At 72.6% G+C, this 16,278-nt stretch carries 14 protein-coding genes; 2 read left to right on the top strand and 12 right to left on the bottom strand.

The features are described from left to right. Both TR49_RS30310 and lepA read right to left on the bottom strand, forming a co-directional pair. Positions 1–1,172 (bottom strand): serine/threonine-protein kinase (locus TR49_RS30310; RefSeq protein ID WP_152627526.1); only part of this gene is annotated, 1,172 nt, incomplete at its 3' end. Between the two features lie 137 nt (positions 1,173–1,309). Further along, a complete protein-coding gene (lepA, locus tag TR49_RS30305; protein WP_042387223.1) occupies positions 1,310–3,184 on the bottom strand; it encodes a translation elongation factor 4 in 1,875 nt (624 codons plus the stop codon). An 86-nt stretch (positions 3,185–3,270) separates the two neighbouring features. Here lepA and TR49_RS30300 point away from each other — a divergent pair, with 86 nt between their 5' ends. Beyond that, entirely contained in the window at positions 3,271–3,570 is a 300-nt protein-coding gene (locus TR49_RS30300) for an antibiotic biosynthesis monooxygenase family protein (protein WP_042387222.1), read from the top strand. Positions 3,571–3,676: 106 nt separating this feature from the next. Next, the gene (gene rpsT / locus TR49_RS30295) at positions 3,677–3,943 is read left to right on the top strand and encodes a 30S ribosomal protein S20 (RefSeq protein WP_042367960.1); all 267 of its coding nucleotides are present in this window, start codon (positions 3,677–3,679) and stop codon (positions 3,941–3,943) included. A gap of 203 nt (positions 3,944–4,146) precedes the next feature. Here the strand turns inward: rpsT and TR49_RS30290 are convergent, their stop codons facing one another. The 10 genes from TR49_RS30290 to leuS form a co-directional block, all read right to left on the bottom strand. Further along, positions 4,147–4,689: a DUF1203 domain-containing protein gene (locus TR49_RS30290; protein ID WP_042387220.1), complete on the bottom strand. Its 543-nt coding sequence runs from the start codon at positions 4,687–4,689 to the stop codon at positions 4,147–4,149. 76 nt (positions 4,690–4,765) lie between these two features. Then, a complete protein-coding gene (gene holA, locus TR49_RS30285; protein WP_042387219.1) occupies positions 4,766–5,746 on the bottom strand; it encodes a DNA polymerase III subunit delta in 981 nt (326 codons plus the stop codon). A gap of 136 nt (positions 5,747–5,882) precedes the next feature. Next, on the bottom strand, positions 5,883–6,524 hold the full coding sequence (locus TR49_RS40925) for a DUF4232 domain-containing protein (RefSeq protein ID WP_042387218.1): 642 nt from the start codon (positions 6,522–6,524) through the stop codon (positions 5,883–5,885). Positions 6,525–6,727: 203 nt separating this feature from the next. Next, the gene (locus tag TR49_RS30275) at positions 6,728–7,984 is read right to left on the bottom strand and encodes an SLC13 family permease (RefSeq protein ID WP_042387275.1); all 1,257 of its coding nucleotides are present in this window, start codon (positions 7,982–7,984) and stop codon (positions 6,728–6,730) included. Between the two features lie 195 nt (positions 7,985–8,179). Further along, on the bottom strand, positions 8,180–8,443 hold the full coding sequence (locus TR49_RS30270; RefSeq protein WP_236653591.1) for a hypothetical protein: 264 nt from the start codon (positions 8,441–8,443) through the stop codon (positions 8,180–8,182). Then, positions 8,440–10,767: a ComEC/Rec2 family competence protein gene (locus TR49_RS30265; RefSeq protein ID WP_236653590.1), complete on the bottom strand. Its 2,328-nt coding sequence runs from the start codon at positions 10,765–10,767 to the stop codon at positions 8,440–8,442. Before TR49_RS30265 ends, TR49_RS30270 begins: the two co-directional genes overlap by 4 nt. A 155-nt stretch (positions 10,768–10,922) precedes the next feature. Then, on the bottom strand, positions 10,923–11,855 hold the full coding sequence (locus tag TR49_RS30260; RefSeq protein WP_084725601.1) for a ComEA family DNA-binding protein: 933 nt from the start codon (positions 11,853–11,855) through the stop codon (positions 10,923–10,925). A 97-nt stretch (positions 11,856–11,952) separates the two neighbouring features. Further along, entirely contained in the window at positions 11,953–12,297 is a 345-nt protein-coding gene (locus TR49_RS30255; RefSeq protein ID WP_042387215.1) for a hypothetical protein, read from the bottom strand. A 121-nt stretch (positions 12,298–12,418) separates the two neighbouring features. After that, positions 12,419–13,258 (bottom strand): DegV family protein, encoded by an 840-nt coding sequence (locus TR49_RS30250; RefSeq protein ID WP_042387214.1) that lies wholly within the window; start codon positions 13,256–13,258, stop codon positions 12,419–12,421. Positions 13,259–13,366: 108 nt separating this feature from the next. Next, positions 13,367–16,255, bottom strand: coding sequence for a leucine--tRNA ligase (leuS, locus tag TR49_RS30245; protein WP_042387212.1), 2,889 nt, complete (start codon positions 16,253–16,255; stop codon positions 13,367–13,369). Positions 16,256–16,278: the final 23 nt, after the last annotated feature.

Genomic DNA, 16,278 nt, shown 5'->3' with positions numbered 1-16,278 from the left:
ACGGGTCCCTGGGACGAGGGCTGGAACGACGGCTGATGCGGCGTGTGGGAGGGCGACGGGAAGGCCGCCTGCGCGGTCGGCGGCGTGGGCATCGCCGTCTGCGTGGGCGTGGCGGCCAACGGGGCGCCGGTGCCGCGGCCGCCCAGCAGCATCGTGCCGTCGTCGGCCACCGGGCCCGCGGGCGCGTCCGGCGCCGGGAGCGGCAGCGCCTGCACGGCGATCGCCACCTCGACGCGGGACATGATGGCCGCGCCCAGCTCCGGGGACCAGGGCGCGGCCACCTGCCGCAGCGCGGCCCGCTCGGCGACGTCCGGCGCGGTGGGGCGGGCGGCCTGGTCCTTGTCCAGGCACGCGCGCACCAGCTCGGCCAGGTGCGGGTCGACGTCCTCGACCCGGTCCAGCACGTCCGGCTTGGGCTCCTCGAACGCGACGCGGTGCAGCACGTCCACGGTGGTGCCGTCGCCGAACGGGCCGGAGCCGGTGACGGCGAAGGCGAGGACGGAGCCGAGGGCGAAGAGGTCGGAGGAGGTCGCGACCGTCTGGCCGCGGACCTGCTCCGGCGACATGTAGGCGGGGGTGCCGACCTGCTGACCGGTGGTGGTGATGGCGCTGGTGTCGGCGGCCTGGGAGATGCCGAAGTCGATGACGCGGCAGCCGGCCGGGCCGAGGATGACGTTGGACGGCTTGATGTCCCGGTGGACCACCCCGACGCGCTCCATCGCCCCGATGGCCTGGGCGAGTTCGAGCGCGAGACGCCACGCGCCGGTGGCGCCGAGCGGACCGGAGGAGGCGACGGCCTCGGAGAGGCTGGGGCCGGGGATGTACTCGGTGGCCATCCACAGCAGGTCGCCGTCGTAGCCGCTGCCGAGCAGCACCGCGGCCTGCTCGCCGCGCACCCGCGCGAGCGACGCGGACTCGCGCTCGAAGCGGCGCCGGAAGCCCTCGTCCTCGGCGTACTCGGGACGGATCACCTTGACCGCGGCCAGCCCTGACGCGCCGTCGGCGTCACGGCCCAGGTAGATCCGGCCCATACCGCCGCCGCCCAGCACGGCGACGATCGCGTAGGGTCCGACCCGGCGCGGGTCGGTGGCGCGCAGCGGCTTGGCGCCGAGACGGTCCAGACCGACCGAGCTGAACGTCCTGGGATCCGTGAATCCGTCCTGCTGCGTCATGTCCCGTCCCCGTCGGTGTCGATCCGCCCCCTCGGCACCGGGAGGTTACCGCAGTCGCGTGAGAGCACCGACAAAGGTGAGGCCCCCTCAGACGTCACGGGTGACGCCCGAGGGGGCCCTGTCCGGCTCCGGCCGGACTACTTCTTCTTCTCGGCGGCGGCCGCGTTGTCGTCGGTGGACAGCGCGGCGATGAAGGCCTCCTGCGGGACCTCCACGCGGCCGACCATCTTCATGCGCTTCTTGCCTTCCTTCTGCTTCTCCAGCAGCTTCCGCTTGCGGGAGATGTCACCGCCGTAGCACTTGGCGAGGACGTCCTTGCGCATCGCGCGGACGGTCTCACGGGCGATGACGCGGGAGCCGATCGCGGCCTGGATCGGCACCTCGAACTGCTGGCGCGGGATCAGCTTCTGCAGCTTGCCGGCCATCATCACGCCGTAGTTGTACGCCTTGTCGCGGTGGACGATCGCGGAGAAGGCGTCCACCTGCTCGCCCTGGAGCAGGATGTCCACGCGGACCAGGTTGGCGCTCTGCTCGCCGATGGGCTCGTAGTCGAGCGAGGCGTAGCCGCGGGTCTTGGACTTCAGCTGGTCGAAGAAGTCGAAGACGATCTCCGCGAGCGGCAGGTTGTAGCGGATCTCGACGCGGTCCTCGGAGAGGTAGTCCATGCCCTGGAGCGAGCCGCGGCGCGCCTGGCAGAGCTCCATGATCGCGCCGACGAATTCGTTCGGGGCGAGGATGGTGCCGCGCACGATCGGCTCGTAGACCTCAGTGATCTTGCCGCTCGGGAACTCGCTCGGGTTGGTGACGATGTGCTCGGAGCCGTCCTCCATGATCACCCGGTAGACCACGTTCGGGGCGGTGGAGATCAGGTCGAGGTTGAACTCGCGCTCCAGCCGCTCCCGGATGATCTCCAGGTGCAGCAGGCCGAGGAAGCCACAGCGGTAGCCGAAGCCCAGCGCGACCGAGGTCTCCGGCTCGTAGACCAGCGCGGCGTCGTTCAGGCGCAGCTTGTCCAGGGCGTCGCGCAGCAGCGGGTAGTCCGAGCCGTCCAGCGGATACAGGCCCGAGAAGACCATCGGCTTCGGGTCCTTGTAGCCGCCGAGCGCCTCCGTGGCGCCCTTGTGCATCGAGGTGATGGTGTCACCGACTCGGGACTGGCGGACGTCCTTCACACCGGTGATCAGGTAGCCCACCTCGCCGACGCCGAGGCCCTGCGACGGCTTGGGCTCCGGCGAGATGACGCCGATCTCCAGCAGCTCGTGGGTGGCGCCGGTCGACATCATCGCGATGCGCTCGCGCTTGTTGAGCTGGCCGTCGACGACACGGACGTAGGTGACGACACCGCGGTAGGCGTCGTAGACGGAGTCGAAGATCATCGCGCGGGCCGGGGCGTCCTTGACGCCGACCGGGGCCGGGACCTTCTCGACGACCGCGTCCAGGATGTCCTCGACGCCGAGACCGGTCTTCGCGCTGGCGCGCAGCACGTCCGACGGGTCACAGCCGATGATGTGGGCGATCTCCTCCGCGTACTTGTCGGGCTGCGCGGCCGGAAGGTCGATCTTGTTCAGCACCGGGATGATCGTGAGGTCGTTCTCCAGCGCCAGGTAGAGGTTGGCGAGGGTCTGCGCCTCGATGCCCTGCGCGGCGTCGACCACGAGGAGGGTGCCCTCGCAGGCCGCCAGCGAGCGGGAGACCTCGTAGGTGAAGTCCACGTGGCCCGGCGTGTCGATCATGTTCAGGATGTGCGTGGTGCCGGTGCCCGCGCCGGTCAGCGGCGCCCAGGGCAGACGCACGGCCTGCGACTTGATGGTGATCCCGCGCTCGCGCTCGATGTCCATCCGGTCCAGGTACTGGGCGCGCATCTGCCGGGGGTCGACCACGCCGGTGATCTGCAGCATCCGGTCGGCAAGGGTCGACTTGCCGTGGTCGATGTGGGCGATGATGCAGAAGTTGCGGATCAGCGCCGGGTCGGTGTTGCTGGGCTCCGGAACGTTGGACGGGATGGCGGACACTCAGGATCCAGTTCTTCTGATCGGCCGGGAGGTGGTTTTTCCCACCCATCGTCCCATGGCGCGGCGCTGGTGCAGAATCCTGGGCCATGATCATGGAGTCCGCGCTGCTCGACGTCCGCCCCGGCGAGGAGGAGGCCTTCCTCGCGGCATTCACCCAGGCCCGTCCCCTGATCGCCGCCCAGCGGGGGTTCCGCTCGCTGGAGCTGCGGCGCTGCGTGGACGAGGGCCGCGGTTCACGCTTCCTGCTGCTGGTGGAATGGGAACAGCTCACGGACCACACCGAGGGCTTCCGGAAGTCGCCGGAGTACGCGCGGTGGCGCGAGCTCCTGCACCACTTCTACGACCCTTTTCCGCTGGTCGAACACTTCAGCGAATCGGTGGTCTGAACAGGTCTGGTATCGTGGGTCACCGTGTCTGTGCTGTGCCATGCCCTCTAACCTGGCCCGGCTCGGACGCAGTCCCAGAAGAATCAACTCAGACTGAGGCTCATTCGTGGCGAACATCAAGTCCCAGATCAAGCGCATCAAGACCAACGAGAAGGCTCGTCAGCGCAACAAGGCTGTCAAGTCGTCGCTGAAGACCGCCATCCGCAAGACCCGTGAGGCTGTGGAGGCCGGCGACTTCGCGAAGGCCGACGAGCTGGCTCGTGCCGCGTCCCGTGAGCTGGACAAGGCCGTCAGCAAGGGCGTCATCCACAAGAACCAGGCCGCGAACAAGAAGTCCGCGCTGGCCACCAAGGTTGACGCGCTCAAGGCCTGAACTCCTTGATCGACCGCTCGACCGGATGCGTTCCCTCTCAAACGCCCCGGACGAGCCGCACAACCCAGCAGCCCACGCGGCCTGCGTTCGCCACGCGGGTGGGCTGCAGTAGCTGAAGCTGACAGAAGGGCCCCGCTGTTCCGGAAGGAGCAGCGGGGCCCTTCTGCGTCGCCAACACTGCGTCGCCAACACTGCGTCGCCAACTACGTGGCCGCCGGCCGTCGCACCTCGAAGAGGAAGCACCCGAACTCCAGCGCCCGGACGTGCACGAGCGCCACGTCCGGGTCGGCGAAGGCGTCGTCGAAGGCCGCGTCGAACCCGGCCGTGGCATCGGCCGGGATCTCCAGAAGCCGACCGCCCACGATCCGGCCTCGGGCGTCGTAGCGGCGCACGGTCCGGCGGGCGCCCGGGTGGGCGACGGGATACTCCTCGCCAGAGGTCGTCTCGCCACTGCTCGTCCCACCGGGGGTGGCCCCGCCGCAGTCGTCGGCGTGGATGAAGATCGGACCCTGCTCGTCGTACGCGCCCGGGTCGGCGCCCGTCGCGGCGGCCCAGCGACGCAGCGGGGCGTAGGACACCAGGGCGATGCGCTCGCCGGCCGTGACGGGGTTCAGGCAGCAGCGCAGCAGGGAGCCCGCTTCGTCGGCAGTCGCGTCGTACGGGGTGCAGGGCCGGGCCGCGTCGTCGGCCGTTCGCAGTTCCTTGACGGCGGCCGGGTCGATGGGGAGAACTGGGTACCTGGTCATGCGCCCATGCTGGCCCGCCGCATGCGGAGGCTGCTGGCAGGAAACGGACGTCGCGCTCGTGCGACGGGGACGTGCGCTACCGCGCCCGGGCCGCCTGGGCGACAGCGACGACGCACTGCTCCAGCGCGTACGCCGGGTCGCCGGAGCCGCCCTTGACCGCGGCGTCCGCCTCGGCGATGGCGCGCAGCGCGGCGGCGACGCCGTCGCCGGACCAGCCGCGCACCTGCTGGCGCACCCGGTCGATCTTCCACGGCGGCATGCCGAGCTCGCGGGCGAGGTCGGCGGGGCGGAGGCCGCGGTCCGCGGTGGCGACGCGGCCGATCGCGCGGACGCCGGAGGCGAGGGCGAAGACGATGCCGGTGGGCTTCTCCCCCACGGCCAGGGCCCAGCGCAGCTGGCCCAGCGCGTCGGCGGTGCGCCCCGCGACCGCCAGGTCGGCGACCTGGAAGCCCGTCGACTCCGCGCGGCCGGTGTAGTACCGGGCGACGACCGTCTCGTCGATGGTGCCCTCGGTGTCCGCGGCCAGCTGGCTCGCGGCGCTCGCCAGCTCACGGAGATCCCCGCCCACCGCGTCCAGCAGGGCACGGCAGGCGTCCTCGCTGGCCGAACGGCCGGCCCCGCGGAACTCCGCACGGACGAAGGCGAGCTTCTCCGTGGGCTTGGTCAGCTTCGGGCACGCGACCTCGCGCGCACCGGCCTTCTTGCCCGCCTCCAGCAGCGCCTTGCCCTTCGCGCCGCCGGCGTGGACGAGCAGGAGCATCACGTCGGGGGCCGGATCCTCGATGTAGGCCTTGAGCTCCTTGACCACGTCCGCCCCGGCGTCCTGCGCGGCGCGCACGACGATGACCTTCCGCTCGGAGAAGAGCGAAGGGCTCGTCAGTTCGCTGAGCATGCCGGGCTGCAGCGCGCCGGGCAGGAGATCGCGGACGTCGGTGTCCGGATCGTCGGCCCGCGCGGCGGCGACCGTCTGCGCCACGGCACGGTCGAGCAGCAGCTCCTCCTGCCCGACGATGAGGGTCAGCGGGGAGAGCAGATCTTCGGAGGGTTTCCTGGCCATCGCGAACCACCCTATCCGCCACGACCGACAGCGCGGCACGACCGGCAGCGGGGCACGACAAACAGCGGGGAGCACGTCGGCCGGCTCCCCGCCGAAGGGGTGGGTGCAGATGTCGGCTCAGGCTCGAGAGGTTGGCTCAGGGGTGGGTCGTCAGGAAGGACGAGGCCCAGACGACGTCGTCGCACTCGGCGAAGGTGCCGTCCGCCGGCCCGACCTGGATGCCGCCGTTGCCGAAGCCGACGACCAGCGACGGGGCGGACGTGGGGGTGGCGCCGGAGGCGCAGTAGCCGTCCGCCTCGCCCATCACCACGCGGAAGCTCAGCTTCAGCCAGGCGCTCTGGCCGGGAGCCAGACGCACCGCGTGCGCGGCACCGCTCGGGGTGACCTTCAGCGGCCGGTTGTGCGTGGGATCACCCTCGCCGGCCACCGCGACGGTCGGGAAGCCCTTCAGCTCGCAGGCGCTGTGCCCGCTGTTGGTCAGCTTGACGTCCTCGTCGTAGGTCGAGGTGGCGGCGTTCGAGGGCTGCGGCTGCGCGGGCGCGGCCGTCAGGTTCTCGGGCGCGCAGCGGACGAGGTCCACGGGAACCGTGCTCGCACCGGTACGGGTCGCGGTCGGCGTGGCGACCGGCGCGCCGGTGTCGGTCGGCGTCGCCTGCGGCGTCGGCGCCGAGGTCGACGTCGGGGACTGCGAGGCCGCGGGCGCCGCGCCGGTCGGGTCGGCGGAGGCCGCCCCCTGACAGGCGGTCAGCGCCAGGCAGGTGGTGGACAGCAGCGTCATAGCCACGACGGCTCTGCGGGCATTGCGGACAGGACCGAACACGGTGGTACCCCCCACTCGGGAAACGCGGCACGTTCGTGCCGCCACCCGCGATGACGGGCATGCGGTACGTCCGGTTGCGTCCGGATCCGTCTGTTACCGGCGGGTGACATGATCACTACCGCCTGGGGACAGCACAGCTCCGCCCGCTCGACCTGGGGCCGTCACACGCCGATGGTCTGCAGCCCGCCCCACAACGCGAGCACCGTCGCGACCAGCGCGAGCGGCACGGTCAGCAGCCCGAGCCGGGTGAACTCACCCAACTCCACCTCCGTGTCGTGTTCGCCCATGATGCGCCGCCACAGCAGCGTGGCGAGGGAGCCCGCGTAGGTCAGATTGGGGCCGATGTTCACGCCCAGCAGGACCGCGAGCACCGCGCCGGGGCCGGTGGGGGCGGTGAGCGGGACCAGGACGAGGGTGGCGGGCAGGTTGTTGATGACGTTCGCGAGCAGCGCCGCGAGCGCGGCGATGCCCAGGAGCGCAGGCAGTGAGGTCCCGCCCGGGACGAGGTGGGCCAAGGCCGCCGACATCCCGTTGTCGACCACGGCCTGCACGACGATACCGAGGCCCAGCACGAAGGCCAGGAAGGGCAGGGCGGCCGAGCGGACGATCGCCCGCGGTGTGGTGTGGCGGCGCACCAGCGCACGCACGGCCATGACGGCGGCTCCGGCCGCCGCCGCCCACACGGGGTTGACCCCGAGGACGGAGGTGAGGACGAAGCCGGCGAGCGTGCAGGCGACCGTGACGAGCGCGAACAGGGGCAGCTCCCGGGCCGGTCCGGGGTCCGTCGCCGCCGCGCCCGCGTCGAGGTCGGCGGCGAAGAAGCGGCGCAGCACCGCGTACTCGACGGCGATCGCGACCAGCCAGGGCAGCGCCATCAACGCGGTGAAGCGGGTGAAGCTGAGACCGGCCGCGGTGAAGGCGAGCAGGTTGGTCAGGTTGGAGACCGGCAGGAGCAGCGAAGCGGAGTTCGACAGGTGTGCGCAGGCATAGACGTGCGGCTTGGGACGTGCCTCGAGGCGTGCGGTGGTGGCGAAGACCACGGGAGTCAGCAGCACGACCGTCGCGTCCAGGCTGAGCACGGCTGTGGTGACCGAGGCGAAGGCGAAGACCTGGACAAACAGGCGACGCGGCCGCCCCGCGGCGCTGCGCGCCATCCAGGCGCCGCAGGCCTCGAAGAGGCCCTCGTCGGCGCAGAGCTGCGCCAGCACCAGCACGGCGGCGAGGAACCCGATGACCGGCCCCAGACGCGACGCCTCGGACAGGGCGTGCGCGGGCGTCACCGCGCCGAACGCGACGAGCAGCCCGGCGGCGGGCACCGCGGCGACGGCCTCCGGCCAGCCGAAGGGCCGCACGACGGCGCAGACGAGCACGACCGCGAGGAGCAGGATCGACACGGTCTCGGCTACGGGCGTGCTCAGTGCGGGGCTCCTCAGGTGTTCAGGGTCGCGGCTCGGGGTCGCGTGCACAGCTTTGTGTGCTCAGGGTCGGTTGCGCCGCCCGGGGTACGCAGCGGCGTCGACGTCGGCGTCCCCTCCGCGGCCCTGAGCTGTGCCCCCGACCCTAGCCCCAGCAGCAATCCGCCCCGGCCGGACCCTGGTCCCGGCAGATCCGGGCTAGTAGTCCTCCAGCCAGCCGTCGTACTCGGTGACGAGATCCTGGAGGTCGACGACGGAGAGGGTGTTGGGGAGCGGCGGGTCGAGGACGACGAGCCACTGGGCGTCCTCCGCGTCGTCCTCGCCGGCGAGGGCCTCGCGGTGGAGTTCGGGGTCGGGCAGGCCGGGGTGGGCGCTCTTGAGGCGGGCCGCCAGCTCCTCCGCCGCGTCGCGGTCGGGCAGAACCAGCACGTAGTGGTCGATCTGGTCGCTCGTCGTGGTCACCTGGCCATTATCGGCTCCCCTCCGTGCACCGCGACCGCGAGCGCTCCGTCGAGGGTGAGCACAGCCAGGTCCCCTTGCTGGTCGGTGCGCAGCACCGTGGTGCCGAGCGTGCGGAGCAGGCGCAGCGTCGAGGGCGCCGGATGGCCGTAGCGGTTGCCCTGGCCGACGGAGATCATGGCGAGCCGCGGCCGCAGCGCCTCGATCAGGGCCCGGTCCTGCTTCGCCGAGCCGTGGTGCGCCACCTTGAGGACGTCCACGCGCGCCGCGCCGGGAGCTCCGCCGAGGGCGGCGAGGAGCCGCTGCTGGGCGGCCGGCTCCAGATCACCCAGCAGGGCGAACCGCAGGCCCGGAAGAGTGACCAGGAGCGCGACCGAGGCGTTGTTGGGGCCCGGCGGAACGTAGTCCCCGGAGGGGTCCGGCGGCCACAGCACCTCCCAGTGCAGAACGCCGAGCGTGCGCCGCTCGCCGCGCACGGCGCGGATCAGCGGGACGCCGGCCTCGGCGGTCCACCGGCGGACCCGCGCGTACTCGGCGGGCGGGTCGTCGACCGTCGTGGTCTCGACCGCGCCGACGCGGCGGCCGTGCAGGACCCCGGGCAGACCCTCGACGTGGTCGGCGTGGTCGTGGGTGAGGATCACCAGTGGGAGGGTGGTGACCCCGAGGGCGCGCAGGCAACCGTCGACGACGTGCGGGTCGGGACCGGCGTCGACCAGGATCGCGGTGTCCGGATCGCCGCCCGGTGACAGCACCAGCGCGTCGCCCTGACCCACGTCGCAGGCGACCAGACGCCAGCCGGCCGGCGGCCAGCCCGTGGCGAGCCGGGTGAGCGGAGGCGGCCGCAGCAGGAGGAGCAGCAGGCACAGCGTCAGGAACACGGCGACCAGAGGGCGGCGCAGCCAGGCCGCGGCGGCGACCAGGGCGCACGTGACGGCGACGAGCAGGGCTGCGCCCGGCCAGCCAGCGGGCCAGCCGATCTCCGCGCCGGGCAGGGCGGCGCCGCAGCGGGCCACCTGGATCAGCGCCCAGACGGGGGCCGCTGCCGCCCTGGCGATCCACTGCGCGCCCGTGAGCCAGAGCGGCGCGACGGCGAGCGCGGCGAATCCGAGCACCGTCGCGGGCGCGACGCAGAGCTCCGCAAGGAGGTTGCACGGGACGGCGACGAGGGAGAGCCGCCCGGAGCGCAGCACCAGCAGCGGCCCGCACCAGGCCTGCGCCGCCGCGGCGGCCGCGACCGGCTCGGCGAGACGGGCGGGCCAGCCGTGGGCGCGCAGTGCCTCGGCCCAACGCGGGCCGACGGTGACGAGCCCCGCGGTGGCCAGCGCGGAGAGGGCGAAGCCGTAGGAACGGGCGAGGGCCGGGTCCGCGAGGATCAGCACCAAGGTCGCCCCTGCGAGGGCGGGCAGCGGGCTGGCGCGACGGCCGGTGGCCAGGCCGAGCAGTATCACCAGGCCGGTGGCGGCCGCGCGGAGCACGCTGGGCTCGGGGCGGCACAGCACGACGAATGCGGCCGTCAGCAGTGCGCCCGCGAGGGCCGAGCCGCGCAGCGGCAGCCCGAGGCGGGCGGCGAGGCCGCCGCGTTCCGGGGTGCGGGCGCGGGAGGCGCGGCCGATCAGCAGCACCATCATGATCGACAGGTTCGAGCCGCTGACCGCCGTCAGGTGCGTCAGGTCGGTGGCGACGAACGCCTCGTCGAGGTCGGACGTCATCGCGCTGGTGTCCCCGTCGACGAGCCCGGGGAGGAGGGCCCGCTCGTCCTCGGGCAGCGGCGCGACCGCGCGGCGCAGCCCCGCCCGCAGAGCGCCCGCCGCCCGCTCGACGACGTCGGGCGGCGCGAGCACGCGCGGCTGATCCGTCGTCAGCAGCGACGCGGCGATGTCCGGCGGATCGTCGGCGGTGACCGGACGGGCGCGGACGACGGCGACCACCCTGGTCGACGGCAGCATCCGCAGCCACTCCCCCGCCGCCGAGCCGCGCGCCACCACGCGGACGGGCGTGCCGGTCGCCGTCCCCGCCACGCCGTCGACGACGGCGCGCAGCACCGTGTTCCCGTCCGTGCCGCGACGCTCCGGGTCGGTGACCACGGTCAACCGCACCTCGGCCGGACGGCCCGAGCGGGCCAGCTGCGGCACCGGCCCACGGGTCAGCGCCACCCCGGCCAGCCCGACGGCGAAGGCGGCCGCGGCGGCGCTGAGCAGCAGCGCGGCAATCACCCGCGGCCGCACCCGGCACCGCACCAGCCCGAACCCGACCGCCCCCGCAACACCCGCCGCCCCGAACACCCACCCGGCATGGGCGCCTCGCAGCGGCAGCAACGCAGCGCTCACCCCCCACACCACCACCGCCGGCCCGACCAGCCTCCAATCCGGCGGACGCTCCTCCCCAGCCGCCGGCCCGTCCACGGGTCGGTGACGCCCCGGCCGACCGGAAGGCCGGGCCGGTGGCTCGTTCGCCGAAGGCCTGGGCTGCTCGTCGTGGAGCGTCATGGCCGGAGCTGGGCGCGGAGGTCCTGAAGGCGGCGGTCGCCGAACCCCGGGACGAGGCGGAGCTGGTCGACGGACTGGAAGCCGCCGTGCTGCTCGCGGAACTGGACGATGCGCTGGGCCAGGACCGGGCCGATGCCCGGGAGCGCGTCGAGTTGGGCCTCGGTGGCCGAGCTGAGGCTGAGCGGGCCGGAGGCGTGGGCCGTGCCGCCGGGGCTTTGGGCCGGGCCGCCGACGATGATCTCCTCCCCGTCGCCGACCTTGCGGGCGAGGTTGAGGCCCGTCAGGTCGGTGCCCGGGAGCGGGCCGCCCGCGGCGTTGAGTGCGTCCTGCACCCGGGAGCCGGGCGGCAGGGTGCGCAGGCCGGGATTGCGCACCTTGCCGGAGACGTCGACCACCAGCTGCGCGATGGCCGTGGTGCTCGGAGCCGGACCGCCGGACGCCGCCCCGGGGCCCGCCCCGGACGAGGGGGACGCCGCCCCCACCGCGGCCGTCCCCTCCACGGCCGGGGCGGGGACGGCGACCGGCTCGGGACGGCCCGCCCAGAAGTGCTGGACGCCGTAGCCGAGGGCCAGCACGAGCAGCACGGCCAGCCCGAGCAGCGCCCGACGATCGAGGTCCCAGCGCTCCTTCAGCGCGAGCGCGAGGGAAGAGGCGAGCGGCGCTCGCGACCGCGGCGGGTCCGGCGCGGCCAGCGGCAGCACGGACGTCGCCCCGGCCACCGGAACCGGTACGGGCACCGGCACCGGCACCGGCACCGGCGAGGGAGGAGGCACGGGCGACGGACTCGCGGCGGAAGCCGAGCCTGAGACCGGGACCGGGACCGCGGGAAAGGCGTCCCGGGGACCGAAGAGGGTGTCGACGCGGTGGCGTACCAGGGCCGTCGTCGCCTCGCGACGGGCCCGGGCCGCAGGGGTGAAGGCGGTTCGCATGCGCCCGACGTTAGGAGCCGTCGTGCACAGACGTCCCGGACGACCTGACGGACTGTGGAAAACCCGGCCCTGTGGAAAACCCGCTCACCCGAACGAGCTACTCGACCGGGTCCTCCGGCACGAAGCAGATCGCGCAGTGACGGCAGAACATCTGCCGTTCCCAGGTGTCCCGGGCCCTGCGGGCCTCGTCGACGCCGCGCGAGACGACCATCCCGACGACACCTGCCGTCAGCAGGAGCATCAGGCCCAGCACGACCGCGTGGTCGATCACGAAGAACGCGCCGACGACGCCGACGAGCAGCGGTGCGCCGTAGCTCGCGGTGCGCCCGGCGGGCGGCGCGAACGAGGACTTGAGGGCGCTGCCGTCGGGCAGGGCCAGGTAGTAGTGGTCGAGCTTGACGACCTGTTCGGCCATCCCGCAGTCAGGGCAGACGAACGCCATGGCCCTCTCCTCCCCGCATGCCCCTTGTGTCCCAAAGGGCGCAGTTGCCGGGAGGATGCCCGCGCTGGCGCGGGTCAATCCACGTCGTGCACGCAGCACCTGAGCGACCCGGGAGCGTGCCTCAGCGCGGGGAGACCACGACGGCCAGCAGCCCGGGCCCGGCGTGCGCGCCGATGACCGCGCCCACCTCTGAGACGACGAGCTCGCCGAGCTGCGGAACCTGCTCCCGCAGCCGCTCGGCGAGGGCCTGCGCCCGGTCGGGGGCGGCGAGGTGGTGGACCGCCAGATCCACCTCGTGCGCGCCTGCATGGGCGACGGCGAGCTCCTCCAGACGGGCGATGGCCCGGCCCGCGGTGCGGACCTTCTCCAGCGGCTGGATCTGACCGTCCGCCAGGTGCAGCAGCGGCTTGACGGCGAGCGCGGAGCCGAGCATGGCCCGCGCCGCGCCGATGCGCCCGCCCCGGCGAAGGTACTCCAGGGTGTCGACGTAGAAGAGGCCCGCGGTGCCCTTGGCGCGGGCGGTGGCCGCCTCGACGGCCTGGTCGGCGGTGCCGCCGCTGCGGGCGGTCGCGGCGGCGGCGAGGACGCAGTAGCCGAGCGCCATGCCGACCATGCGGGTGTCGACGACGCGCACCGGAAGCGGCGCCTCCTCGGCGGCGAGCAGCGCCGCCTCGTAGGTGCCGGAGAGCGCGGCGGAGATGTGCAGCGAGACGACCTCGCTCGCGCCCGCCTCCGCGGCATCGCGGTACGCCGCCGCGAACGCCTCGGGGTTGGGGCGGGAGGTGGTGACCGGCGCCCTGCGCTGCAGCGCGGCGGCGACCTCGGCCGGAGAGATCTCGGTCCCCTCGGCCAGGACCTGGTCGCCGATGACCACGCTGAGCGGGACGACGGAGATCCCGTAGCGGGCCACCGCCTCCTCCGGAAGATACGCGGTGGAGTCGGTGAGGATGGCGACGGACATGGCCTGGAGGTTACCTGCCGGAAGACCGGAAGGGACAGGCGGACCCGTCCCTTCCGGTCTCAGTTCTTCATCGGTCTCTTCGTCGTCTGGTTCGTCGGTGCGGGACGCTCAGATGACGATGTTGACCAGCTTCGGGGCGCGCACGATCACCTTGCGCACCTCGGCCCCGCCCAGCGCGGCCACGACCGCAGGGTCGGCCAGCGCCAGCGTCTCCAGCTCGGCGTCGCCGATGGCCGGCGGCACCTCCAGGCGGGCGCGGACCTTGCCCTTGATCTGCACGACGCAGGTCACCGAGTCCTCGACCAGGTACGCCGGGTCGGCCTCGGGCAGCTGGGCGTGGGTCAGCGACTCCTCGTGGCCCAGCTTCTCCCACAGCTCCTCGGCGATGTGCGGGGCCAGCGGGGCGACCAGCAGCACCGCCTGCTCGGCGACCACACGCGGCGTGGAACCGCGCTTGACCAGGAAGTTGTTCAGCTCCGTGGCCTTGGCGACCGCCGTGTTGAAGCGCAGGGCCGTCATGTCGGTGCGGACACCGTCGATCGCGCGGTGCAGCGCGCGCAGCGTCTCCTCGTCCGGCGTCTCGTCGGTGACGACGACCTCGCCGGTCTCCTCGTCGACGATGGTGCGCCACAGGCGCTGCAGGAAGCGGAAGGAGCCGACGACGGCGCGGGTGTCCCAGGGACGGGAGACGTCCAGCGGGCCCATCGCCATCTCGTACAGGCGCAGCGTGTCGACGCTGTACTCGCCGGTGACCTCCTCCGGCGCGACGACGTTCTTCAGCGACTTGCCGATCTTGCCGATCTCGCGGCTGACCGGCTTGCCCTCGAAGTACCAGACGCCGTCGCGCTCCTCGACCTCGGCGGCCGGAACCGGGAAGCCGCGCTCGTCACGGTAGACGTAGGCCTGGATCATGCCCTGGTTGAACAGCTTGTGGAACGGCTCGCAGGAGCTGACATGGCCCAGGTCGAACAGCACCTTGTGCCAGAAGCGCGCGTACAGCAGGTGCAGCACGGCGTGCTCGGCGCCGCCGACGTACAGGTCGACCCCACCGGCCTTGTTGGCCTCGGTCGGGCCCATCCAGTAGGCCTCGTTGACCGGGTTGACGACCTCGGTGTCGTCCTCCGGGTCGACGTAGCGCAGCTCGTACCAGCACGAGCCGGCCCAGTTGGGCATGGTGTTGGTCTCGCGGCGGTACTGCTTCGGCCCGTCGCCCAGGTCCAGGGTGACGTTGACCCACTCCTCGGCGCGCGACAGCGGCGTCTCGGGCTGGGTGTCCGCGTCGTCCGGGTCGAAGGTGCGCGGCGAGTAGTCCTCGATCTCGGGCAGCTCGACCGGCAGCATCGACTGCGGCAGCGAGTGCGCGACGCCGTCCTCGTCGTAGACGATCGGGAACGGCTCGCCCCAGTACCGCTGACGGCTGAACAGCCAGTCGCGCAGCTTGTAGTTGACGGTGCTCTCGCCGATGCCCTGGGAGGCCAGCCAGTCGGTGATGGCCTTCTTGGCGTCGACGACGCCCAGGCCGTCCAGCGAGACGAAGTCGTTCTTGGAGTTGACGATGGCGGCGTCGTAGGAGTCGAAGGACTCGTCCCACGTCGACGGGTCGGTGCCGCGGTCGTCGGACGGCTGGACGACGCAGCGCATCGGCAGCTGGAAGGCGCGCGCGAAGGCGAAGTCGCGGCTGTCGTGCGCCGGGACGGCCATGATCGCGCCGGTGCCGTAGCCCATCAGCACGTAGTCGGCGATGAAGACCGGCACCAGCTCGCCGCTGACCGGGTTGACCGCGTAGGTGCCGGTGAAGACGCCGGTCTTGGTCTTGGCGTCGGCCTGGCGCTCGATGTCCGTCTTGGCCGCGGCCTGGCGGCGGTACTCCGCCACCGCCTCGGCGGGCGTGGCGTAGCCGCCGGTCCACTCCGCGGGCAGATCCGCGGACGGCCAGGCGGCGGGCACGATCGACTCGACCAGCTCGTGCTCGGGCGCCAGCACCATGTAGGTGGCGCCGAACAGCGTGTCCGGGCGGGTGGTGAAAACGGTGATCGCCGCCTCACCGTCCCCGGCCTCGGTGGTGTGCACCCTGAAGTCGACCTTGGCGCCCTCGGACCGGCCGATCCAGTTGCGCTGCTGCAGCTTGATGGCCTCGGGCCAGTCCAGCAGGTCCAGGTCGTCGATCAGGCGGTCCGCGTAGGCGGTGATCCGCATCATCCACTGGCGCAGGTTGGCCTTGAAGACGGGGAAGTTGCCGCGCTCGGAGCGGCCGTCGGCGGTGACCTCCTCGTTGGCCAGCACCGTGCCCAGACCAGGACACCAGTTGACCGGCGCCTGCTTGACGAAGGCCAGGCGGTACTCGCCCAGCACCTCGTCCCGCTCGGCCGGGGTCAGCGCGGACCAGGCGCGGCCGTCCGGGGTCGCCATGGCGCCGGACTCGAACTTCGCGATCAGCTCGGAGATCGGGCGGGCGGCCTGGACGGACGGATCGAACCAGGAGTTGAAGATCTGCAGGAAGATCCACTGGGTCCACTTGTAGTACGACGGGTCGATCGTGGAGATCGAGCGCCGCAGGTCGTGGCCCAGGCCCAGACTGCGCAGCTGCTCCCGGTACTTGGCGATGTTGGCCTCGGTGGTCACCCGCGGGTGGGTGCCGGTCTGCACCGCGTACTGCTCGGCGGGCAGGCCGAAGGCGTCGAAGCCCATCGTGTGCAGCACGTTGAAGCCGGTCATCCGCAGGTGGCGGGCGTACACGTCGGTCGCGATGTACCCCAGCGGGTGACCGACGTGCAGGCCGGCGCCCGACGGGTACGGGAACATGTCCATGATGAACGCGTGCGGCTTCTCGACTTCGCCGGCAGCGTGGGCCTCCGCGAGCGGTCCGACCGGGTTCGGGGCGGCGAAGACGCCGTCCTTCTCCCAGCGGTCCTGCCAGCGGGCCTCGATCTGCGCCGCCAGGGCGTGGGTGTACCGGTACGGAGCGGCCGCAGCCGCCTCGGAGGTGCTCTCGCTCATCGTCCTCAGACTCCAGGGGTGCC

It is taken from the genome of Streptacidiphilus melanogenes (genome assembly GCF_000787835.1).
GTDB lineage: Bacteria > Actinomycetota > Actinomycetes > Streptomycetales > Streptomycetaceae > Streptacidiphilus > Streptacidiphilus melanogenes.
The sequence above is the reverse complement of the archived record's forward strand: the minus strand, read 5'-3'. Positions and strand labels throughout refer to the sequence as shown.

Excerpts from the sequence above, each read along its gene's own strand:
- TR49_RS30300 (WP_042387222.1), top strand. The coding sequence starts at position 3,271 with ATGATCATGGAGTCCGCGCTGCTCGACGTCCGCCCCGGCGAGGAGGAG.
- TR49_RS30290 (WP_042387220.1), bottom strand. The coding sequence starts at position 4,689 with ATGACCAGGTACCCAGTTCTCCCCATCGACCCGGCCGCCGTCAAGGAA.
- holA (WP_042387219.1), bottom strand. The coding sequence starts at position 5,746 with ATGGCCAGGAAACCCTCCGAAGATCTGCTCTCCCCGCTGACCCTCATC.
- TR49_RS40925 (WP_042387218.1), bottom strand. The coding sequence starts at position 6,524 with ATGACGCTGCTGTCCACCACCTGCCTGGCGCTGACCGCCTGTCAGGGG.
- TR49_RS30260 (WP_084725601.1), bottom strand. The coding sequence starts at position 11,855 with ATGCGAACCGCCTTCACCCCTGCGGCCCGGGCCCGTCGCGAGGCGACG.
- TR49_RS30255 (WP_042387215.1), bottom strand. The coding sequence starts at position 12,297 with ATGGCGTTCGTCTGCCCTGACTGCGGGATGGCCGAACAGGTCGTCAAG.
- TR49_RS30250 (WP_042387214.1), bottom strand. The coding sequence starts at position 13,258 with ATGTCCGTCGCCATCCTCACCGACTCCACCGCGTATCTTCCGGAGGAG.
- leuS (WP_042387212.1), bottom strand. The coding sequence starts at position 16,255 with ATGAGCGAGAGCACCTCCGAGGCGGCTGCGGCCGCTCCGTACCGGTAC.